Source organism: Actinomycetes bacterium (assembly GCA_022599915.1).
Taxonomy (GTDB): Bacteria; Actinomycetota; Actinomycetes; order S36-B12.
In genome coordinates this window covers 61117-84156 of the sequence record JAHZLH010000026.1, presented here as the reverse complement: position 1 = coordinate 84156, position 23040 = coordinate 61117, and the positions used below count along the sequence as shown (strand labels likewise).

Sequence of the window (23040 nt, the reverse complement as noted above, 5' to 3'; positions counted from 1 at the left end):
TGCCTCAGGAGATGACGTCCGGAATGGCGGTTTCTGGGCTTCCTGATGTCGGAGGCTGCCGTGCCCACTGGTCGAGCGATTGGATCACCTGCTCGCTATCAACGCTTGCGGGCCCTAGTCGCGACCATTGCGGGTCTGTCGCTGGTGGCGGGATTGCTGGCAGCGATCACGATCTCGCGTGCCGGTGACGCGGCGGCGGCGAACAACGAGCTCACGATTTCGGGTAAGAGTGGCGGTCCAACAACTGAGGCGAAGCGTGGCGCGGACGTTAGTTGGACCACGACCGGTAATCCGGCAGCGGACCCCACCCAAGGAACGATACAAAACACCTTCGCTGGACCGCAGTCCTACAAGTCCGGCTCGCTAGAGGTGCCAGACGAACTGGGTTGGACAGCGGGGTATTCGACCGACAACGGTACCTCCTGGTCAACGAATCAGCCGGGCTCTGGTGTGACGGATGTGCAGGCGGTGCCGCCGAGTGGGGGCACACTGTCGGGCTCATTGCTGGAGTCCGTGCCGCAGTCGTTGCCGAGTCCAAATACGTTGACATCCCTGAATCTGACAGGTGAGGGCGACGGTTGGAACGTCGCGTTCGCCAGTGACCGGATCTTCATGATCAACCATCACGCCTGGTACGAGGATGGCAGCGGTACCTACGCTCAAAAGGGGTGGCTGCACTGCTATGACAAGGTCACGGGTGATGCGTGTGACGGATTCTCGAACAACGGCACCTACGCATCTGCCGCTGAAGGGCAGGCGCTTGGGACAGGGCGACCGAACTTCGCCACTCCGATGCAGTCGACGTTGTACGTGGATGAGGACCGGGGTCGAGTGTGGACGATGGGGACGGTTCTTGGTGACTACGACACCCCCCCCAAGAGCGGAGACGTGACCTACAACGATGTGGTCTTCCGCTGCATTGATTACATAAACCAGACATCGTGTGGTGACGTGAAGACTGGGCACAAGGCCTACGTCAGGACGTATTGGGACGATGACAAGAAGTTCAGTAGTTTCCCGCAGGTATCGCTGGCTGGGGAGTTCAACGGCAACCTCTACGGTCGGATCTATTGCCGGCCTTACGGTGGGGTTAACGATGACTGTCGGAAAGATGGCGGCGACGGCTGGGAGGCCGAAAACAAACTCGTCTGTGTGAATCTCAACGCCAAGAACAAATGTGGCTCTAACGGGACGCAAATACCCGAAATCACTCGCGGCTTCGACGGCAATAATTTCATGGCTGATACCCAGATCTTTAACGGAAAGATGGTTTGGGCTCGTGGCGAAAAAGACGGTTCAGGTAATCGGGGCAAAATCTTGTGCTGGGATCTATCCGGAAACTCTGCCTGCACACTCGATGACTACTTCTTGGACGGACAGGCCCAGGGCGATGGCTACTGGGACACCCCCTGGGTGACGCTGCTACCGATCGGTTCCCCTGGTTCTGCAACAGGTGTGTGTGCCATCGAATCCTGGGGCAACGAGGTGTCCAGAAAGCCTCCAATCGGAAACTTCGATAAGCACGCGGTGAACTGTCAGAATTTCGGCGGTGGCCGGAGCTCCAGTACTGCAAGCGCACTCAGTTTGCTGCTCTCGGGAAACTACATGACCCGGCCTAGCTATAACGCCAAGGCAACCAACAGTCAGGTCTTCATTCCGATTGTCTGTCAAGGGACCTCTAGCAACTGCAACATAGAGACCGACAACTACAAGTTCCAATGCTTCGATACCGGTACACGTGCCGACTGTGGCGTGAGAGAGGCTTCATCGTCAGACTTGTTTCTGTACTCGCTCAGCGTTGATCCGTACACCGGGTGTGTTTACGAAAACGGGGACGCAGGCAAGGTTTTCGCTTACAACCCGGTTGATGGCAGTGATGTGTGTGGTGCGGTGTCATCGACGTATTTCTCGGTGACACCGGATAGTTCCTATTGCGATGCGGCCGCTGGTGGTGCTGAGCGGTACCAGAAGGTTGTAGTGGACGGGCTGCCCAATGATTTCGACGGGTCGGTGGAGATCAAAGCCCAGGCGCCGGGTGGGTTCTACGTTATTCCGGGCTACGCGAATGTGCCGCTTTCTGAGGATGGCAATGGGCGGCTGGCTGCGGACATTAGCGGTATTCCCGTCGGTGCCAACGTGACCATCGGTGGCGCGCAGTTCAATACCTCTACGCTGAACGTCACGGTGCGGGCTGCCGGGTCAACAGCACCCAACTCCTGGGATGTGAAGGCGGCGGTGACGTGGACTGGTGACGGGCCACAACTGTGCGTGAAAACGGTCGTGGATGACACCTGCAGCGCGGTGATGACCGGGACGGTCGACAACACCGCAACCCAAAACGGAGTGACGAAAAAGGCGTCCTTGCTGCTGGCGGAGGATACGGACCTGTGTTCCTACAAAGTCGAGAAATCCACGGACCCAGGAAACGCGGCGCCGGGCGGAACTGTCAATTATGAGGTGAGGGTGACCAACACCGGGTCGCAACCGTTCACGGGGATAACTGTCACCGATGACCTGTCGGATGTGCTGGACGTGGCCACCGGGCCGAACAACATCGCGACTAGTGGTGGCACAGCAGCGGGCAGCGCGTCTTTCACCAGCCCGAACCTCACCTGGTCGGGGATCGATCTAGCGGCGAAAGATAACGCGGGCACCGACACCGCGACGTTGACCTACGAGGTGGTGGTGAACAACCCGCTTGCGGGTGACCAGCAGTTGGAGAACTTGGTGGTCTCCGATCGGTCCACCAACTGCCCAGATAGCACTAAAGCCCAAGATGAGGCTGATTGCCACACCAACACCGGTCTGGCGAGCATCAGCTACAAAAAGACGGTGTCGCCGGATTCGGGTGACTTGAAGCCTGGTGACAAGGTCACGTTTACTGTTACCGCCACCAATAGTGGCACCGGTCCGGGCTCCGGCGAGTGGAAAGACGACTTGTCGAGTGTGCTCACAGTCGCCGACTGGCTCGGCGGGGATGACTTCACCCTGGTGGGTCCGGGCGCGAAGAACTATGAGAATTCCACCGTGTCCTGGGACGGTGAACTGCAGCCCAACGAGACTTCGACGGTCACTTACGTCGTGCAAGTGAAAGCCGACATCAATGGGGCAACGACGCTGAACAACACCATCGTCAGCAACAACGGAAACTGCACGCTAAATTCCGGTCACTCTGACTGTGGCACGTCGTCGAACTTGAGTGGGCCGAACATCAGCTACAGCAAGTCGGTGGTGGGATCGCCGTCACCGGTGAACCCCGGCGGCACCGTGACGTATCAGGTCACGGCCACTAACACTGGTAATGGTTCTGGGGATGCTGCGTGGACTGACGACCTGACGGGCATGTTGGCGTACGCAGGTTACAACGGCGACCAGCAGGTGACGTCTGGCCCAGGTACCGCCACCTATTCACAGCCAAAGGTGTCGTGGAGTGGCACCCTCGGTGCGGCTGGGTCCGATACCGCCACGGCGACGGTGACGTATTCGGTCACCGTGAAGTCGGCGGCGGACCTGTTGAAACTGGACAACGACACCGAGTTGGGCACTAATGCGGTGTTGGCCAACACGATTGTCACCGATGACGAGAACTGCACCGTTGGTTCTGCGGACGTGAACTGTTCCACCAGCACACCGATCGCGTTGGTGGAATATGGCAAGACTGTGGTGTCACCTACAGATGGCGACACTGCCCCGGGCGAGACGGTCACTTACCGGGTGACGTCCACCAGCAAGGGTGCGGCGCAAGTTGCTGCTAGTTGGACCGATGACTTGTCGCAGGTGCTTAATAAGGCCACGTACAACGGCGATGCTGCTGAATCGAACGGTCTCGGAACGCTCGGTTACGTTCAGCCGAAACTGTCGTGGTCGGGGACACTGGATGCTGCCAGCGGTAGTAACCCAGTGTCCACGGTGACCTACTCGGTGACGGTGAACGCTGCGGCAGCCCTGCCGAATCCACCTGGCTCGTTGAGCAACGGCATCATCACCACCAACGGCAACTGTGTAGCCGGTTCGGGTGACGAGTCCTGTGACACCAGTGTGGGTCTTGGCGTGATCGTCTACGCGAAGTCGATCACGTCGGTTAATGGCAATCCGCCGGGGAACCCGTTGTCGGTGAAACCAGGTGACAAGGTGACTTATCAGGTCACTGCAACGAACGTCAGCAACGTGGCTGCGGCTGGCTCGTTCACTGACGACCTCACCGACGTACTCAAGTACGCGACCTACAACAACGATGTGGCAACTGACGTAGGTCAGGTCAGTTTCGCGGCAAACACCGTGTCGTGGTCCGACCAGGATCTTGCGGGTGGAGCGACAGCCACCATCACCTACTCGGTGAGGGTGAAGTCGGCGACCCAACTGTTGGCGCTTGCCGACGGCCAGTTGGGCACCAGCGCGAAGCTGGACAACACCGTTGTCGGGCCAGCGGGTTCTAACTGTCCTTTGAACGACCCGGACCCGGATCCGGGTTGTTCCACGAGCACCCCGATCGCGTTAGTGCAGTACACCAAAACTCCTGACCCGGCCGACGGTGATATCAGCCCCGGCGCAACTGTCACCTACACCGTGACGTCCACGAGTCGAGGTGCGGCAGCTGTGGACGCGGCCTGGACCGATGACTTATCGCAAGTGTTGGACAAAGCGACCTACAACGGTCCAGCCACGAAGGTGGGGCCTGGTGTTGTCGATGAGTCCCAGGTGGGTGCACCAAACTACAAGTTGTCGTGGGCGGGTACCTTGGCGGCTGCAGGCGAGTCCACCGATAAGTCCACGGTGACCTACTCGGTGACGGTGAAGCCGGCAACAGAGTTGGCGGACGTGGACCCAGGGGCGTTGACCAACGGAATCACCACGACCAACGGCAACTGCATCGATAGCAGCAATGACGGCTGTACTACCAGCACAGAGATTGCGGCGATTGTCTACAAGAAGGAACGACTATGGCCGGCTGGAACGGTGCCCGCCTGGCCCGAAGGTAATGTCTTCTACCAGGTGACAGCGACCAACGTGAACGACGTCACCACGTCCGGCACCTGGAGTGATGACCTAAGAAACGTGCTGGTGTACGCGGACTACAACGCTGATGCCCAACTTCAGCAAGACCGGCCAAGTGACAGCCTCAGTTACGCGAGCAACACGCTGACCTGGTCGGGTAGCCTCGCGGTTGGCGAAAAGGCGTCGGTGGTCTACTCAGTGACGGTGAAGTCGGCAACCGATCTATTGGACCTGGACGACGACAAGTTGGACGGGAACGCGGTGCTCAGCAACACCATCGTGACGGGTGCAGAATCCAACTGTCCCGCAGATGACCTGGATCCGGATTTGGATTGCTCTACGTCCACGCCGATAGCGTTGTTTGAGTACGACAACACCCGAACGTCCCCCGAATCGTCGGCAGGGCCGGGTGATGAGATCACGTTTGAAGTGACGGCCAAGAATCGGGGTGCTAGTGACTTCCCCACAAGGTGGTTCAACGATCTGAGCAATGTTTTGGAATATGCGGAATTTGACCCGGCGAGTTTGCAGGTCCAAGCTGACCGTTCAGGCGATTCGGTCTCCTTCGATGCAGATGCCAAGGTCGTCACGTGGGAAGGACTACTCGGCAAGGCTGGTGAAGCGAACGCCACCGCCACGGTTGAATACTCGCTGACCGCTGACGATTCATTGCCCGCTGATGGCATCGATGCTGCAACAGCGGTCGTAGGCCCCTTCGGTAACTGTCCGGTCGGTGACGAGTCACTGCCGCCGGAATGCGACGCCGCGGTCAACTTGGTGGCGCCGCAGTTCCAGACCACCAAGACGGTGGTGTCTCCGACCGGAGCCGCGCAGCCCGGCGAGAATGTCACCTACCGGATAGAGGTGAAAAACACCGGCACCGGAACTGGCACGACGAGTTGGAGCGACGACCTCGCGTCAGCAAGTGCTGACTATGTCGCCGGTAGTGCCAAAGCCAGCAGCGGAACGATCGACGACAGCGACGCCACGTTGACATGGTCAGGTCAGGTGGATGTCGGGAATCCGGTGACGATCACCTATGACATGAAAGTGAAGCCCGCAGACCAACTGCCCGCCGGTGCCACGCTCATCAACACGGTGATCAGCGCTGACGGCAACTGTGCTAGCGGTCCGCCACCAGCGGAGTGTTCCACCATCACCCCGATTGCGGTGGTGAAGTACACCAAGGTTCGCACCTCACCGACAGGTGGTTCGGCATCGCCGAACGACAAGGTGAGCTATCAGGTCACCGCCACCAGCATCGGGTCAGCGCCAGTGGCTGCGATTTGGACCGACAACCTGGCCGATGTGCTCACCTACGCTGACTACAACAACGACGCTGCAGTCACCACCGGACCCAGCGGAAACTTGGCCTATGTCCGTCCGAACCTGTCGTGGTCGGGAACGCTGCAGCCGTACAATACGGCCAACTCGGTGTCCACGGTGTCGTATTCGGTGACGGTAAAATCTGGGGCGGAACTGTTGGAGTTGAGCGACAGCCAACTTGGCAGCAATGCAGTGTTGGACAACGGGATCAGCGTCAGTCCAGGCGGTGACTGCACTGCCGGATGCTCAACCAGCGTTCCGTTGTTGTTGTTGCACCACGAGAAGTCGGTCTTGCGGGAGTCGCGGCCAGCGGAACGCGGTGATACCCGCCAGTACCAGATCACCACGAAGAACCGTGGTGCGGCGACCGCCAACCCGGCCAGTTGGACCGACGACTTGTCTGACGTGCTGCTTGCCGCTGACTACAACGAGGATGCGGCTACCACTCTCGGCAGCGTGTCCTACGCCAAGCCGAACCTGTCGTGGTCGGCGACGAACTTCGGTCCTGGTGCCACGGCAACTACCACTTACAGCGTCACTGTGACCTCAGTGCCGGACAAGGCTGGCGGTTGGCTGCAAAACAGTGTGGTCGGAGCGGACAGCAACTGCCCAGCAGTGAACAAGCGGCAGTTGCCGAGCCTCGCGGAGATCTTGGCCACCAAGCCGATCCAGCAGCCAAGCGCTGTTATCGACCCCGACTGCTACGCCGTGGTGCCGCTGTACGACGTTGTGGTGGAAAAGACTGTTGATGACGATTCGGCAGCAGCTCCTGGTGATGACCGGATGTACACCATCAGTGTCACCAACTACGCCAAGCGTCCGGTGCGGCCGGTCTTGAAAGACGACCTGTCCGATGTGATCGATAGCGCCAGTGTGAAGCCGAAGAAGGCGACGATAAGTCAAGGCAAGTTGAAGTGGGACAAGCCGAAGCTCTTCTGGGCTGTTGGGAAGTTGAAGCCTGGCAAGACTGCCACGCTAGATCTGGAATTCACCATCAGTGACAACCCGGAGCCGGGCAACATTCGCAACTCTGTGGTGATGGTGCCGCCGAAGTCTGACAAGCCGAAGAATCCAGAAGTCCAGGTGGAGGCCTCCAACTGTCCGCCCGGCAGTGACAATCCGGACTGCTTTGCGCCGGTGGTAGCGGTGGAGTTCGACAAGACTCCGGTGAAGGTCAAGAACAAGAAGAAAAAAGGCAAGAACTGCAAGAAGCAGAAGATCGCCACCATCAAGACCGAACCGAAGGCGAAGGTCACTGCGAAGATCCAGAAGTGTGTCGTCGGCGGGAAGAAGATGTCAGGCAGTGCCTGCGGTCGGGTGTGGGCGAAACCCGCCCGAGCCAACCGCAAGGGCAAGTCCTCGATCTACCTGACGCCGGAGTCGCAAGGGACCTTCACTATCCAGGTCTCCGCCAACGCGAAGCCCATGGTGAAGTCCAGCAAGACATTCAAGGTCAAGATCAATAAGGGCAGCAAGGTCTGCACTCTGCCCGGCACTGGTTAGGAAGCGTTGATCGGTGGACCAAGCTGACAACGGACGTCCTGCATCCGGCCGCGCACGTTGCGGTCGGGCAAATGACAGCTGCGGTTAGCCGCAGCAGCCACCCCCGCAGCAGCCACCGCCGCTGGCCTGGGGCGGTGCGGTGGCAGTACCCACCGAGCCGGAGATACCCAGCAACTTCACGGTGTCGGTGTGTCCGCTCGGGCAGTTGGCAGGATCAGCGGCCGCCGCCATCGGTCGACTGACCTCAAAGGTGTCACCACAGGCACGGCAGCGGAACTCGTAAGTAGGCATGCCGTCATGATACGCGGGTTCGGGGTGGTGCGACCGTGAAAGTTTTTCCTCGGGTGCCGAAACGCCTGCCGTCGGGGTGAGCCTACTGAACGTCGATGAGATCGATGATGAAGATCAGCGTCTTGCCAGCGAGGCGATGAAACCCGGATTCGCCGTAGGCAAGGGCTGGCGGGATCACCAGTTCGCGCCTGCCACCGACCTTCATGCCGGGGATACCCTCCTGCCAGCCTTGGATCAATCCCTGCAGCGGGAAGGAGATGGATTCGCCTCGGTTCCAGGATGAGTCGAACTCCTCGCCGCTATCGAATTCCACACCGACGTAATGAACTTCGACGGTAGCGCCGGGGACAGCCTCTTTACCCTCGCCAACGGTGATGTCGCGGATAACGAGTTCGGTGGGCGCAGCACCCTCGGGCATATCAACCTCTGGTTTTTCCATAGCCGCAGCCTAGATGTCAGCCCCACCCGGACTTCGCTCGGGTAAGTGTTGTGGACCTTGACTGCCGGTCAGCGAGTGCCGAGGCACTCGCTCCGCTAACGTCGGAGTCATGCTCGACATCACGTATCCGCCGATCGTCATGACTGGGTACGGCTTCTTTAAAGCCTTGCGATTGAAGTTCATGACGACCGGTGCTAATAACCTGCCCCGCAAGGGCGGCGTGGTACTCGCCAGCAACCACGTCTCCTACTTCGACTTCATTTTCTGCGGCTACGCTGCCAGGCCCAGTCATCGACTAGTTCGATTTATGGCAAAGAAGTCGGTCTTCGACAACAAAGTCAGTGGGCCGTTGATGCGGTCTATGCATCACATCCCAGTTGATCGCTCGTCCGGGGCCAGTTCGTTGGATAACGCGGTGGATTGGTTGCGGCAAGGGGAGGTCGTCGGAGTCTTCCCAGAGGCCACCATCAGCCAATCCTTCGAACTCAAAAACTTTAAAACCGGTGCGGTGCGGATGGCTGCCGAGGCGGGAGTGCCCATCGTGCCCATGATCACCTTTGGTGGGCAGCGACTGTGGACCAAGGGACACAAACGTGAAATGGAACGCAAGGCCACGCTGGCGCTGACCGTCGGTGAGCCGCTGTCGTTTTCGTCGTCGGACGAGCCGGAAGTAGCGACTGCTCAGTTGAAGGCGCAGATGCAGATTTTGTACGACGACACCATTCGGCGCTACCCGGCACCCGAGCCTGACACCTGGTGGTGGCCAGCGCGCTTCGGTGGCGGTGCACCTACGTTAGCGGAGATGGCGAAGAAAGAGGCAGCGGATCGAGCCAAACGTGAGGGCCGCGCCGAGGATTAGCGTGTCACCGTACATTCGGCCGATGGCTTTCTCACACGACTAGCCTCGGAGTTCATGACACCATCGACGAATTGTTCTATGTCACTGGACGTCGTGGTTGAGATGGCTTAGCAGGGTGAGCCAACTACTCGGTGAGCATTCCACCCCAGGGCCCCCAGCCCACATCTGCAATAAGTCGGGCGGCCGCTCGGACATTCCACGTGGGCTTGAGCGCGGAGGTTCCTGGGGTCCCACCGGCGTATTGCAACGTTCCGCCGTCGTTCAGTTGGAAAAGGCCCCAGTCGTTGGTGCCGTTGGTGTTCTTGTCGTTGACCACATTCGGCAGTAGTCGACTCTCGCGCCAGGAGATCCGCAGTGCGGACTCGGCGGCCGGTTTATCGAACTTCTTGCGGAATACCTTCTTGATGTAGAGCGCCGAAACCACCTGAACATCCATCAGGCCGGACGGTTGATCCATCACCGGAGCCAACACCCGGCTCGCCCACCGGTCGATCTTGGGCAGCTTGGCTTGTTTGCGTGCGGATAACTGGGCAGGAGTGCTGCCCGCCTGCAGCGGGAACGTCGTCACGGTAGAACTAGGCTGGCTGGTCTCTTGCGCGGAAATGTCCGCGCTAGCCGTACCGACGGCCAAACCAGTCGACAATGCCGCCGCGCAACCAAAGATAATCAACCGTCGCATGCGCTTTGCTCCCATCACCACGGAAGAGAGTTTTGCGGTAATCAAGGCGACACGCTAGGTAATTTCACAACTTTTTTGACAATTTTGGACATCTCATACATCACAAACGGCGTGTCGCCGTGACAGTAAGGCCAAAAGTCGTATCGAATACGCAAATTCAGGGGCTGGGGACGGGCAATGGTCGACCGCCAAAGTCTGCGACGGCAGCGACGACTGCCTCCACCCGGGCCGGATCACCGGCGACAAAGAGCCACTCGACGTTGCGGGTGCGCCGCACGGTGCCCACTCGTTTTCCGGCCGGGTTGTGAATTCCAATTCGCGACCCCACATACCGAGCGGAATCAAAACCGACCGCCGTCACGCACGGCCAGCCCGCAGCTGTGAGCCACCGCGACAGTTCGTCGGCTTCGACCCAGGACTCGTCGTTGTAGGACAGCATGACCAAATCAGCGGTCAGTGACTGCAAGACGTCTTGTAAGGCAGCGGCGAAGGTACGCCGGCTATTGAAGGGGCTACGGCGATCGGGATCGCGCAGATCGATCCGCTTACAGGCGATGCCATAGTGTTCGGGCTCGTCCCACCGGACCAAGGTTTCCCAGATGTGGTAGTTCGATTCGTAACGGTGCTGGTTGTAGGGCGGATCCAAGTAGGCCAAGTCCACCGGGCCTACGGCAGCAGCGGTGCTGAGCAAATCGCCAGCCAGCACCCGCCCCGGACCGGGGAGCAGTTCTGGCAGTCGCAGTTCTAGGGGTCGATGGGATCGGGGCGCCCACTGCTTGAGATAGGCCATCTGCACCCCGGTAGTCGAATCCACCCGGTCGGCGGCCAAGAGCAGTGATGTCAGCAGTACCGGAAAGAGTGCGGTACCGCGATAGTCCTCAATGGCGTCACGAATCGCATCGATTCGCTCGCCGTTATGTGGCTGGAAGAACTTAGCGTTTTGGCAGAAAACCTCAGTCACATAGCCCGGGCTGCCCGGAAGTTCGTTTAACCGCCGAATCTCGCCAGCAACTACGTCCACATCGATGTCACGCGCGTCAGTAGCGATGAAGCACTCAGCCAGAACGGAGGAGTAGGCCGCAGCATCTGCTGCTACGACCTCGATGTTCTGCCGCTTCAGTGCCTGCGCTACTCGGGTAGTGCCAGTGAACAGGTCTGCGGCAGTCGAGACGTCGGCCGCTTGGCTGGCTGCCGTCAAAGCGGGTACGAGTCGGCGCTTTGACCCCAGGTATTTCAGCACAGCACCTCGTCGAGTTAGTGGTGTCCCGAGGGTAGATCACAGTTCGCCAGCTCTGGTGTGGGCACGCCCAATGTCAGGGCTGGGTATTGCCCCCAACCGGGTGACAGGTGAGGATGGGGCATGGCCTCAGACGATGATGAAATCGCTCGTTTACTCCGAGAAGTAGACGCGATGACGGGGAGCGACAGCAGCGAATCACAGCCGTCAAGTGAACCCGCAGCTAGTACCGAGGTCGAGCCAGTGGCTGATAAGAGCAGTTCTGGGCGCGGCCGTTGGGTACCGATCGCCGCCGTCGCTGGTGGAGCGGCGGGAGCTGTCGTCGGCGGATTCTTATGGATGCTCCCGTTCGTGGACCCGGTGTCCACGGGGATTGGCGCTGCTGGCGGCGCGGCATTGGCAGCGGCTTTTGGTCGCCCACCGAAGTGGTTGTCTTAGCGTACGGCTGAGCGGACCTGATATCCCTGAGATGCCAGCCGCCATTCCGGGGTAGAAATAGGTCAGAATGTGAACGTGCCGAGTCCGCGTCGTGACTCGGTCGGCCCGAGGAGATCTGGTGACCCCACCCCGCGAGTCGGTTGCTCCGGCCCAGGACATTGCACGGCACTCGGCCACGCCGTACGACGAGATGTACGCCACCAGTGGTCAGCCGCGGCCAGACCAAGCCGGGTTGCTCGCGGCGCTACAGGAACTGGGGCCGGAGGGAATCTCCGAGCGAGGTCGGTTGCGCGATGCCTACCTTGATCAGCAGGGCATCACTTTCACGCTCTCCGGTCGCGAACGACCGTTACCGCTAGACCTCGTACCGCGGATCTTGACCGCGACCGAGTGGCAAGAAGTCGAGGCCGGTGTCGCTCAGCGAATCCGCGCGTTAGAAGCTTTTCTCTCCGATCTCTACGGCCGACAACAAGTACTCACCGATGGGATCCTGCCGCGGCGCTTGATCCTCACCTCTAGTCATTACCATCGGGCAGCCTTTGGTTTCGCCCCGCCCAACGGTGTTCGAATCCACGTGGCTGGTATCGATCTCATCCGCGATGAGGAAGGAAGATTCCGGGTCCTAGAGGACAACCTGCGAAATCCGTCCGGGGTCTCCTATGTGCTGGAGAATCGCCGGGCGCTGGCACATGTCCTGCCGGAGGTCTTCATCGGCCATCGTGTCCGTGGCGTGGAGGAGTATCCGGAGCGACTGTTCGATGCGTTGGTGGCAGCTGCCCCCAGCGGAATCGATGAACCGAATGTGGTGGTCCTGACCCCTGGCGTACACAACTCAGCCCACTATGAGCACGCATTCCTCGCGCGACGAATGGGTGTCGAGTTGGTGGAGGGTCGTGACCTCTACTGCAGGGACGGCTATCTGTGGATGCGGACCACTTCAGGACCGCAGCGTGTTCACGTCGTCTACCGTCGCATCGACGATGAGTTCTTGGATCCGCTGCATTTCCGGTTCGACTCAGTACTAGGCGTACCCGGATTGCTCAATGCCGCCAGAGCAGGTCTAGTCACTATCGCGAACGCGGTCGGCAACGGCGTCGCAGATGACAAGGCGATTTATCCGTACGTGCCAGATCTGATCGAGTACTACCTTGCCGAGAAGCCCATCCTGCCGAACGTGGACACCTATGACCTGCAGGATTCTGATCAACGCGACTTCGTCTTGGACCGGATTGATCGGATGGTCATCAAACCTTCGGACGCATCCGGCGGTGCTGGACTGCTGATCGGGACCAAGGCGACCGATGAAGAGTTGTCCAAGGCTAGGCAGCATGTCCTCGAGGATCCCCGCGGTTGGATCGCGCAACCCGTCGTCACGTTTTCGACCGCACCTACCGCGGTGGATGAAGGGAACCTGGGTGCGCGTCACGTGGATCTGCGTCCGTTCGCCGTGAACTCCGGTGACAAGATTTACGTCCTTCCTGGCGGGTTGACCCGGGTAGCGCTGCCGGAAGGATCGCTGGTTGTGAACTCCAGTCAAGGTGGCGGATCGAAAGACACCTGGGTGCTGGAGCCCGACGATGACACTGCGGTCCCACCGCCCCGACCGGAACGCAAAGTCCGGCGAGTACCGGACAGTTCTGTTGCCCGAAGTCACCCGCCTCGACCACACGGCGATCGGCAACGGCAACAAGAAAGCCAGCAGCAGCAGTCTGGTGGCGATGAGGAATGCTAAGTCGAATCGCGGAATCCTTCTTCTGGATCGGTCGCTATCTCGAACGTTCGGAAGCCACCGCCCGCCTGCTGGCAGAGCATCATCAACTCCTGGTGGAGGAGCGGACTGTCCCAGAAGAGGTGGGTTGCGCCGTTCTGTTGGATAGCCTCTCGTTGCCAGTCGAACGCGTATCCGACGCCTCGTCACTGGTAGGGGCGGTAATCGGGACCGTCGAAGATGCCTCGACAGTGGTTGGCTCGATTTCCGCAGCCCGGGAAAATGCCCGCGGGATTCGCGACCAGTTGTCAGTTGAGGTGTTTGAGGCGCTCAACGCCACCTACATTGCCTTGAGTCGAGGCCGGGTCTACGCCGCCAGTCCCGGCGTTGCGCTGCATCGGGTAGAGGAGCGGCTGCTCACCGTCAACGGAATCATCGAGTGGACGATGTCGCGGGATGAGGGGTACCTCTTCCTCAGCCTGGGCCGCTGCTTGGAGCGCATCGACATGATGGCGCGGCTGTTGGGTGTGCGACACGATCAGTTGTGGCCAGAGGGCGGCCCCGTCGCGACACTGCGTTCCGCCGGTTCCCTGAGCGCTTTTCAACGCACGCAGGATTCACTGGAAGGTGACTCGGTGCGACGCTTCCTCGTGCTCGATCCGGACTTTCCGCGCTCACTGCGCGCCTGCGCAGCCGGTGCGGAGTCCGCGGTGCGAGGGTTACAGCGGATCGGATCGAGCGACAGCGGTGATCTGCTGCGCGAAGTGGGCATGCTGCGGTCGCGGCTGGAGTACGCCGTCGATCCATCACCCGGTGAGGTCGACGCGCTGTGTGCTGACGCTCAAGCAGCTGCGGCTAGATCCAGTGATTCGGTGGCGCGGGGATTCTTCCATCAAGCTGGCACGATCGTGTGGAGCCACTGATGGCGGGAGGTCGAAGACTGGAGATCGTGCACCGATCCGGATACCGATACGTGACGGATGTGGTGGCCTCGTTCAACGAGGTCCGCATGAGACCGGCCGAGGTAGGCGGTCAACTGCTGGTGAGTCACACTCTGGAAGTAGAGCCGGGCGCGGTAGTGCACGCCTATCGGGACTACTGGGGTGCGGTTGTCGAAGCTTTCGACATTCATCACCCACATCGGGTCATGGAAGTTGTCGCAAGTTCAGTCGTGTTGACTCCCGCCGGTCATCCAGGTGCCCGAGGTGTCGATTGGTCTGACATCGCCGAACTCGCGGTGCAAGACCGGTACTGCGAGTACCTCATGCCCACCGGCTACGTCGACGAAATCGCGCCAGATGATCCCCGATACGCCATGGTGGAGCAGTTACGTGGGCTTGCTTCTCCTGCGGATGCCGTTCGAGCGGCGGTAGCGAATATCCACGAACATATGACCTACACCCCTGGTGTGACGTCGGTTTTCACCACGAGCGGTGAAGCCTGGGAAACGGGACAAGGGGTCTGCCAGGACTTTGCCCACGCGGCGCTATCGCTGTTGCGGACATTGCGGATTCCGGCCCGCTACGTCAGCGGGTACCTGCATTCTAAGGAGGAGGCAGTCGGCGAGACGGTAGTTGGCGAGAGCCACGCCTGGATCGAAGCGTGGTTCGGTGGTTGGGAGGCCTTTGATCCCACCAACCACCGCACCGTGGGGTCGGCGCATGTCAAGGTGGCGTCCGGTCGCGACTACTTGGATGTTCCGCCGTTGAAGGGACTGTATGCCGGCGGCGGCTCCGAGGCCCTTGGTGTGGAAGTTCAGATCACCCAGCTCGCCGGTGACGAGCAGATGCCCTGGTGAGCCGTCGGTGAGGTACTACTGCACCGGAACGTAGGACTGGAAGCCGGAGGCCGCCGCATCGGCGTATTCCACCGGAACTACCTGCTTGCCGAGGGGATTCAGTGACAACCGAGCGAGTTTGAAATTCGCGATGCCAAAGGGAATGCCGATGATGGTGATGCACAGTGCCACTCCGGCGAGGAACTGACCTAACGCCAGCCACCAACCCGCCAAAATGAACCAGAGCACGTTCCCAATCGCGCTGGCTAGGCCGGCGTCAGGATCGCGGATCACGGTTCGCCCGAACGGCCAGAGCGCGTATCCGGCCATCCGGAACGACGCGATGCCGAAGGGGATGGTGACGATGAGGAAGAACAACACGAACATGAATACGCCAGCGATGGCGTAGCCGATGGCGCTCCAAATCCCAGCCAGGACCAGCCAGAGCAGGTTCAGAATCACTCGGAGAATCTCCATGCGGTCATCGTGACAGATGCCAAGGCCTGATTCGGGGTGAGCAGCGCAACGGCCAAGTTCGCTTCTCTTCCGGTTGAGGGTCGCTCCGCCCGGCAATAGGGTGACCGTAGCGGCGGTAGTGCCTCCGGTTTGTCCCACAACGGCGCAACGGCAGAAGATTCGGCAACAGGTAGGAAGAGCAACTGATGGCTAAAACGAAGCGATCAACTGTCGAAGTTGTGGAAGGCGATATCACCACTATCTCGGTCGATGTGATGGTGAATGCCGCCAATGAAGCGCTCTTGCCCGGCGGTGGTGTCTGCGGTGCGATCCATAAGGCAGCAGGTCCAAGTCTGGCTGCGGAATGCCGCAACTTGGGTGGTTGCCGCACTGGTGCGGCCAAGGCCACCGCCGGTTACGGCTTGCCAGCGACACATGTCATTCACGCCGTGGGTCCGGTCTGGCAGGGCGGATTTTCGGGCGAGGATGATCTGCTTGCGAGCAGTTACCGGAGCGCCTTGGCCCTAGCTGATGAACTAGGCGCCAAGTCAGTTTCCCTACCTGCGATTTCCACGGGGATTTTTGGCTACCCGCCGGAGCGTGCCGCCGCGGTAGCAGTGAGTGCGGTTGAGGCTGCGGTTGCAGCCGGTGAGGCGCCCAAGCAGGTGCTGCTGTGTTGCTTCACACCGGAGTCCGCCGAACTTCATCGGCGGGCGTTGGCTAGCCGGAATAGCCAGTAGTGCCGAGGCGCCGGTAGGTTTGTCGGGTGACCCCGGACTCCCTAGCAGCGGCGATCGCTGCCGCATTGGAGCAGCTGCGTAGCGACGGCGTGCTCGCCATCGACGAGTTGCCTGCCATCACCGTTGAGCGCCCGCGTAACCGCGATCACGGTGACTATGCCACCAACATCGCGTTGGTCTTGGCTAAGCGGGCTGGTAAACCGCCACGTGAATTGGCGGAGGTGGTCGCGGAGCAGTTACGGGCTGTTGCCGGCATCGATTCAGTTGAGATCGCTGGCCCTGGCTTCATCAACATCCGGTTGGCATCGGCCGCGCAGGGAGCCATCGCCGCCGAGATCGTGGCAGCCGGTGACTCCTATGGCAACGGAGAGCTTTTAGCCGGGACGAGTTTCAATATCGAGTTCATCTCGGCCAACCCCACTGGCCCGCTGCACTTGGGTCATACCCGATGGGCGGCGGTGGGAGATGCGATCGCTCGGGTCCTCGCCGCGGCTGGGGCTGAGGTAGGCCGGGAATTTTACGTCAACGATCGTGGTGTCCAGATGGACAACTTCGGTCGCTCGATCGCTAATCTCGCTGCCGGGGAGCAGCCACCCGAAGACGGGTATCACGGCGCCTATGTGGCGGACCTCGCCGCAGAGATCTTGGCCGAACATCCCAAATACGCCGATCTCGCCGGGGAGGATCGTCTGGTTGCCTTTCGTGAGGCGGGCTACCAGCGACAGTTGCAGCAGCAGCAGCAAGTGCTGGAACTCTTTCGCACCCACTTTGATGTCTGGACTTCCGAGCGGACGTTGCACGAATCAGGTGCAGTGGAGCAGGGGCTCGCTCGGCTGCGGGAGCAAGGCCACGTGTATGAATCTGATGGCGCGTTGTGGCTGCGGACCACCGAATTTGGCGACGACAAGGACCGAGTGCTGATCAAAGCAGACGGTGAACTGACCTACTTCGCCAGTGACACCGCGTACTACATCGACAAGCGGCGGCGTGGCTTTGATATCTGCCTGTACTTGCTCGGAGCAGATCACCATGGGTATGTGGGCCGACTGCGGGCGGTGGCCGCCTGCGCCGGCGATGATCCGAACTACAACATCGAGATCCCTATTGGGCAACTAGTCAAGATGATGAAGGGTGGCGAAGAAGTCCGGCTATCCAAGCGTGCCGGCAATATCGTCTCGCTGGAGGACCTTGTCGATGAGGTCGGGGTAGACGCTGCTCGCTATTCCTTGATCCGCTACCCGGTGGATTCTCCGCTGACGCTGGACCTCGATCTACTCATCAAGCGCTCCAACGACAATCCGGTCTACTACGTGCAATACGCCCACGCCCGGATTTCCTCGGTGCTGCGCAATGCTGCTGAGTTGGGCATCGACTGGCGGCAGCAGGAGTTCGATCCGGGTCTGCTTGCGGATCCGGCGGAAGCAGCGCTGCTGGGGGTGCTGGCGGAGTTTCCGCGCATCGTTACCGGTGCTGCCGAACTGCGGGAGCCGCACCGGATTGCTCGCTACCTCGAGCAGTTGGCGACGGCCTATCACAAGTTCTACGACTCCTGCCGGGTGCTCCCACGTGGCGACGAAGAAGTAGACGCGACTGGTGTGGCCCGACTGTGGCTGTGCGCCGCTACCCGTCAGGTAGTGGCCAATGGCCTGCGGCTGTGTGGCGTATCGGCCCCGGAGCGCATGTAGTTCTGCACCCCGCACACGTGCCGTAGTCGGCAAGGGGCGGCTAGCCTGGGAGACATGCCAGCACACCCCGCCGGACCCCGCCACGGTGACATCGTGGACCCGCACCCCGCTCCCGATGCACCGGCAGTGGCCGGTTCGCTCGATCCAGCCGTGTGGCCGCAGTCTGCGACTCGGGCCGACAATGGAGCCCTGCACGTCGGCGGCATGGATGTGCGCGACATCGTGGCAGAGTGCGGAACCCCGGCAGTCATCTACGACGAACAGCATGTCCGTGATGCGGCTCGTGCCTACGCTGAGGCCTACAGCAGCCAAGGTGCGGACTGTGACGTCTACTACGCCGGTAAAGCCTTCTTGACCACTCGGATCGCGCGCTGGATCGCCGACGAGGGGGTACGGCTAGACGTCTGCACCGGCGGCGAACTGGAGATTGCGCTTCGGGCGGGCGTTGACCCGGCCCGGCTGCTGTTTCACGGCAACAACAAAAGCGAAGCGGAGATTCAAGCGGCGCTGAGTGCTGGTGTTGGCCGATTTGTAGTGGATTCCTTCACCGAGATTGCCCGATTAGGGCAGCTAGCAACTGAACAGGGCGTCACCACTGGGGTGCTGGTGCGGGTCACTGTGGGAGTGGAGGCGCACACCCACGAATACATCGCTACCGCGCACGAAGACCAGAAGTTCGGTCTGGGGCTTTCGGACGGCAATGCTGCCGAGGCTGCCCATCGGGTAGCCACGATGCCCAACCTCGAGCTCCTAGGACTGCATTCTCACATCGGTTCCCAGATCTTCGATCCGGCCGGATTTGAGGTGGCTGCCCGGCGACTGGTGGAGTTGGCCGCAAAGCTAGCCGCTGAGGGCATCACCATCGGTGAGTTGAACTTGGGCGGTGGCATGGGGATCGCTTATTTGCCCGGTGATGACCCACTTGCGGTGGCAGATATGGCCAAGCAGATTGTTGCGGCGGTACGTGCGGAGTGCGAGCAATCCGGGCAGCCCATGCCGCGATTGGCCGTCGAACCTGGGCGAGCGATCGTCGGCACTGCTGGGATCACGCTGTACACCGTAGGGACGATCAAGCGGATTGAGTTGGATGCGGGTGGCAGTCGCACCTACGTTTCGGTGGACGGTGGCATGAGTGACAACATTCGTACCGCCCTCTACGACGCGGAATACACCGCGGTGCTGGCCAACCGTGAGTCGGCATCGGAACCGGAACTGTGTCGGATCGTCGGTAAACACTGCGAGAGCGGCGACATCGTGGTGCGAGATGTGTGGTTGCCGGGAGATATTGCTACCGGCGATCTGATCGCCGTCGCGGCCACCGGTGCCTATTGCCGGGCGATGGCCAGCAACTACAACGCGGTACCCCGACCCCCCGCCATGGGAGTGCGGGATGGTCGACTCAGCACGCTGTTGCGGCGGGAGACCGTGGTCGACATGTTGGCGTTGGATCCTGGGCTGTGACTCAACTGATCGGCTGGCTGCGGTGCCGGTTGTCGGGAACTAGGTCGGCGGTTGCCGCGCGAGTCGATAGAATGTCCTGTGCCTTCTGACTCGACCACCCCTGCTCAACCCGCTCCGGCCTCAGCCAGCGATCGGGAGATCACTGTCGCGTTGCTGGGCGGCGGCACCGTCGGATCGCAGGTGTCGCGCATCCTGACTGACTCTGCAGATGATCTGGCTGCTCGTGTCGGTAGCCGACTGCGACTGGTCGGTGTGGCTGTTCGCGATACCGGCAAAACTCGACCCGGGATTCCGGCGGAATTGGTTACTGACGACGCTGCTGCGCTTGCCGCCTCCGGGGCAGACATCGTGGTGGAGCTGATTGGTGGCATTGAACCGGCCGCCAGCTACATCAGTGCAGCGCTGGAAGCAGGTTCCAGTGTCATCTCGGCGAACAAGGCGTTGATGGCGGAGCGCGGTGGCGAACTCCACGCTTTAGCCGAAAAACAGGGCGTTGATTTGTACTACGAAGCTGCGGTGGCCGGAGCGATTCCGCTGTTGCGGCCGTTGGGCGATTCACTGGCTGGTGATCGGGTGCGCACGGTGCTGGGCATCGTGAACGGCACCACGAACTACATCCTGACCCGGATGGATGAAGAGGGAGCCGACTACGCAGCAGTGTTGGCTGACGCGCAACGACTGGGCTACGCCGAAGCGGATCCCACCGCAGACGTGGGTGGGCTAGACGCGGCGGCCAAAGCCGCCATTTTGGCCAGCTTGGCCTTTCACACCCGAGTGACCGGCGCAGACGTGTACTGCGAGGGGATTACGGAAGTGACCGGCGCCGATGTCGCGGCCGCCCGAGACATGGGCTTTGTCATTAAGTTGCTAGCGATCGCCGACTCGACCCCCTCCGGTGAAGGAGTCTGTGTGCGCGTGCATCCGACGATGGTGCCGCGCACTCATCCGTTGGCCTCAGTGCGCGGTGCGTTCAATGCGGTCTTCGTTGAGGCCGACGCTGCCGGTGAGGTGATGTTCTACGGGCAGGGCGCCGGCGGCGAGCCGACTGCCTCAGCCGTCCTCGGTGATCTCGTCACCGCCGCGCGAAATCGGGTGAGTGGCTCTCGCGGTGCGGCATCTTCTACCTACAACGACGTAGCTATCCTGCCGATCGGCGAGGCGAGCACGAGCTACTACGTCAATCTGCATGTGGCAGACCAGCCCGGTGTCCTCGCGGAGATCTCTCAGGTCTTCGCTGACCACGGCGTCAGCATCCTGGCCGTTCGACAAGATGGCCAGGGTGAGGCAGCCGGGTTGATCATCCGCACCCACGCGGCCAAGGAATCTGCGTTGTCTGCCACGATCGATCAAGTGTCCGGACTGGCGTCGGTCAAACGCGTGGTCGGTGTGATGCGAGTGGTGGGTGAGCAATGACCGCGATAACAACCGCCGCCCAGTGGCGCGGCATCATGACCGAGTACGCCGATCGGCTGCCGATCGGGGAGGCTGTGATCAGTCTGTGCGAGGGCGGCACGCCACTCATCCGTTCCGAATACTTCAGTGCTGAGGTCGGAGCGGAAGTATGGCTGAAGTTCGAGGGTGCCAACCCCACTGGTTCCTTCAAGGACCGCGGTATGACCATGGCGATTTCTCGAGCCGTGGACGATGGGGCGAAGGCAGTTATCTGCGCTTCCACTGGCAATACCAGCGCAAGTGCCGCCGCCTACGCGGGCAAAGCGGGTTTGATCTCGGCCGTCCTTATCCCATCCGGCAAGATCGCTCGGGGGAAACTCGCTCAGGCGATCGTGCACGGGGCGACCTTGCTGGCAGTGGACGGAAATTTTGATGATTGTCTGACCCTGGCTCGCCAGCTGGCGGACGACTACCCGGTCTCGCTGGTGAATTCGGTGAATCCGGTCCGAATTCAGGGCCAAAAGACCGCCTCATTCGAGATCGTAGATGCGTTGGGAGATGCACCCGACATTCACTGTTTGCCGGTGGGTAACGCGGGCAATATCACGGCCTATTGGCTCGGTTATCAGGAGTACCAGCAGTCGGGTCCCGCGCAGCAAACCCCGCAGATGTGGGGCTATCAGGCCAGCGGCGCGGCTCCGATCGTGACCGGCGCCCCAGTCGCACAGCCCGAAACGGTGGCCACTGCTATTCGAATCGGTAATCCGGCTTCCTGGCAGCAAGCTGAAGCGGCCCGGGATGAATCTGGTGGTGTGATCGAAGCAGTCACCGACGACGAAATCTTGGCCGCCTACCGGCTGCTCGCCCGCCACGATGGCGTATTTTGCGAACCGGCAAGCGCCGCGGGAGTTGCCGGACTGCTGAAGCGCTCCGCCGCCGGACTCGTGCCGGCAGACAGCCGAATCGTGTGCACTCTGACCGGAAATGGGCTCAAAGATCCACAGATCGCGTTGGCAGGTGCCGCTGAGCCGGTGGTCATCCCGCCGTCCGCAGTTGCCGCAGCGCAGCAACTGGGTCTGGACCAGTGACCAAACCGCCCCGATCCCGGGTGGGGATTTCTGTACCGGCAACTAGCGCCAATCTCGGCCCTGGTTTCGACAGTTTTGGACTTGCGTTGGATATTCGCGACGTTTACGTCGCCGAGGTGGTGGAAACTCCCGGCGTGGCCGTGGTGTCCTCGGGGGTAGACAGTGATGATCTGCCGCGCGATGAGTCTCATCTGGTGGCCCGCTCAATGTTGCTTGGCTGCGAACGGCTGCACCTTGACGTGCCCGGTCTGCGAATCACCTGCCGCAACGCCATTCCGCAGAGTCGTGGCATGGGGTCGTCGGCAGCTGCCATTGCTGGTGGGGTGGCATTGGCCTATGCGTTGGCGGGTGACATCGCCGACTCTGCCGGGGAGATTCTGCAACTAGCAGCCGAAATCGAAGGCCATCCGGACAATGTTGCCCCGGCGGTACTGGGTGGATTCACGATTGCCTGGACCCAAGCCGATGGCACCGCGCGCGCGATTTCGCAGCCAGTTGCCGCGGACGTGGCTGCGGTATTGCTCGTCCCAGCCGCCACTAGCCCCACTGTCGCTGCACGAGCCGCTCTGCCCGCCGAGGTGCCACTAGCTGATGCCGTACACAACTCTTCTCGCTCAGCGTTGCTCACGGTGGCGTTGACCAGCCGGCCGGATTTGTTGTTCGACGCGACCGCTGATCGACTGCATCAGGAACAACGTCGATCGGGATACCCGGTAGCTATGGAACTCGTGGACACGCTGCGCAGCGAAGGTATTGCTGCGGTGGTGTCGGGTGCAGGGCCGACAGTCTTGGCACTGGGGAGTCGCGAATCGCTGGCTCACCTTGCTGAGTCAGGCTATTCCGGGTTTTCAACTCGGCCCGTGTCCTTTGGTCCCGGCCTGCGGCTGCTGGCGGAATGAACTGGCAGCAACGCAACTCACTCGCGGTATCGCTCCGCGGGTCAACTGAGCCGAACCCGCCGAGCGT

17 protein-coding genes are annotated in these 23040 nt (G+C 60.9%); 12 read left to right on the top strand and 5 right to left on the bottom strand.

Going from position 1 to position 23040, the window contains the following annotated elements:
* Positions 1-45: 45 nt before the first annotated feature.
* Positions 46-7824, top strand: a complete 7779-nt coding sequence (locus K0U62_04700) for a DUF11 domain-containing protein (protein MCH9800822.1) — start codon at positions 46-48, stop codon at positions 7822-7824.
* Positions 7825-7908: 84 nt separating this feature from the next.
* Here K0U62_04700 and K0U62_04695 read toward each other — a convergent pair whose 3' ends face one another.
* Positions 7909-8115 (bottom strand): zinc ribbon domain-containing protein, encoded by a 207-nt coding sequence (locus K0U62_04695; protein ID MCH9800821.1) that lies wholly within the window; start codon positions 8113-8115, stop codon positions 7909-7911.
* A gap of 82 nt (positions 8116-8197) precedes the next feature.
* Entirely contained in the window at positions 8198-8554 is a 357-nt protein-coding gene (locus K0U62_04690; protein ID MCH9800820.1) for an FKBP-type peptidyl-prolyl cis-trans isomerase, read from the bottom strand.
* Between the two features lie 109 nt (positions 8555-8663).
* Between K0U62_04690 and K0U62_04685 the strand changes: the two genes are divergently transcribed.
* Positions 8664-9413 carry a 1-acyl-sn-glycerol-3-phosphate acyltransferase gene (locus tag K0U62_04685; protein ID MCH9800819.1) on the top strand — a complete coding sequence of 250 codons (750 nt, stop codon included), beginning with the start codon at positions 8664-8666 and terminating at the stop codon, positions 9411-9413.
* A gap of 124 nt (positions 9414-9537) precedes the next feature.
* Here K0U62_04685 and K0U62_04680 read toward each other — a convergent pair whose 3' ends face one another.
* Positions 9538-10137 carry a transglycosylase SLT domain-containing protein gene (locus K0U62_04680; GenBank protein ID MCH9800818.1) on the bottom strand — a complete coding sequence of 200 codons (600 nt, stop codon included), beginning with the start codon at positions 10135-10137 and terminating at the stop codon, positions 9538-9540.
* A 112-nt stretch (positions 10138-10249) separates the two neighbouring features.
* Positions 10250-11332, bottom strand: coding sequence for a DNA adenine methylase (locus K0U62_04675; GenBank protein MCH9800817.1), 1083 nt, complete (start codon positions 11330-11332; stop codon positions 10250-10252).
* Positions 11333-11452: 120 nt separating this feature from the next.
* Here K0U62_04675 and K0U62_04670 point away from each other — a divergent pair, with 120 nt between their 5' ends.
* The 4 genes from K0U62_04670 to K0U62_04655 all read left to right on the top strand — a co-directional run bounded on the left by K0U62_04670 (position 11453) and on the right by K0U62_04655 (position 15273).
* Positions 11453-11767, top strand: a complete 315-nt coding sequence (locus K0U62_04670; GenBank protein MCH9800816.1) for a hypothetical protein — start codon at positions 11453-11455, stop codon at positions 11765-11767.
* A gap of 190 nt (positions 11768-11957) precedes the next feature.
* On the top strand, positions 11958-13499 hold the full coding sequence (locus K0U62_04665; GenBank protein MCH9800815.1) for a circularly permuted type 2 ATP-grasp protein: 1542 nt from the start codon (positions 11958-11960) through the stop codon (positions 13497-13499).
* Positions 13493-14398, top strand: coding sequence for an alpha-E domain-containing protein (locus tag K0U62_04660; protein MCH9800814.1), 906 nt, complete (start codon positions 13493-13495; stop codon positions 14396-14398). The genes K0U62_04665 and K0U62_04660 overlap by 7 nt, the downstream gene beginning before the upstream one ends.
* Positions 14398-15273, top strand: coding sequence for a transglutaminase family protein (locus K0U62_04655; GenBank protein MCH9800813.1), 876 nt, complete (start codon positions 14398-14400; stop codon positions 15271-15273). Before K0U62_04660 ends, K0U62_04655 begins: the two co-directional genes overlap by 1 nt.
* A gap of 15 nt (positions 15274-15288) precedes the next feature.
* Here K0U62_04655 and K0U62_04650 read toward each other — a convergent pair whose 3' ends face one another.
* Positions 15289-15729 (bottom strand): YccF domain-containing protein, encoded by a 441-nt coding sequence (locus K0U62_04650; protein ID MCH9800812.1) that lies wholly within the window; start codon positions 15727-15729, stop codon positions 15289-15291.
* 185 nt (positions 15730-15914) lie between these two features.
* On the opposite strand from K0U62_04650, the gene K0U62_04645 reads away from it, so the two are divergent.
* From K0U62_04645 to thrB, 6 genes are all read left to right on the top strand, one after another.
* Entirely contained in the window at positions 15915-16448 is a 534-nt protein-coding gene (locus K0U62_04645) for a macro domain-containing protein (GenBank protein ID MCH9800811.1), read from the top strand.
* Between the two features lie 26 nt (positions 16449-16474).
* Complete coding sequence (gene argS / locus K0U62_04640) at positions 16475-18133, top strand: arginine--tRNA ligase (protein ID MCH9800810.1); 1659 nt, start codon at positions 16475-16477, stop codon at positions 18131-18133.
* Between the two features lie 54 nt (positions 18134-18187).
* On the top strand, positions 18188-19594 hold the full coding sequence (gene lysA / locus K0U62_04635; protein MCH9800809.1) for a diaminopimelate decarboxylase: 1407 nt from the start codon (positions 18188-18190) through the stop codon (positions 19592-19594).
* A 138-nt stretch (positions 19595-19732) separates the two neighbouring features.
* A complete protein-coding gene (locus K0U62_04630; GenBank protein ID MCH9800808.1) occupies positions 19733-21007 on the top strand; it encodes a homoserine dehydrogenase in 1275 nt (424 codons plus the stop codon).
* A complete protein-coding gene (thrC, locus tag K0U62_04625) occupies positions 21004-22074 on the top strand; it encodes a threonine synthase (protein MCH9800807.1) in 1071 nt (356 codons plus the stop codon). The genes K0U62_04630 and thrC overlap by 4 nt, the downstream gene beginning before the upstream one ends.
* A complete protein-coding gene (gene thrB, locus K0U62_04620; GenBank protein ID MCH9800806.1) occupies positions 22071-22973 on the top strand; it encodes a homoserine kinase in 903 nt (300 codons plus the stop codon). Before thrC ends, thrB begins: the two co-directional genes overlap by 4 nt.
* Positions 22974-23040 lie beyond the last annotated feature (67 nt).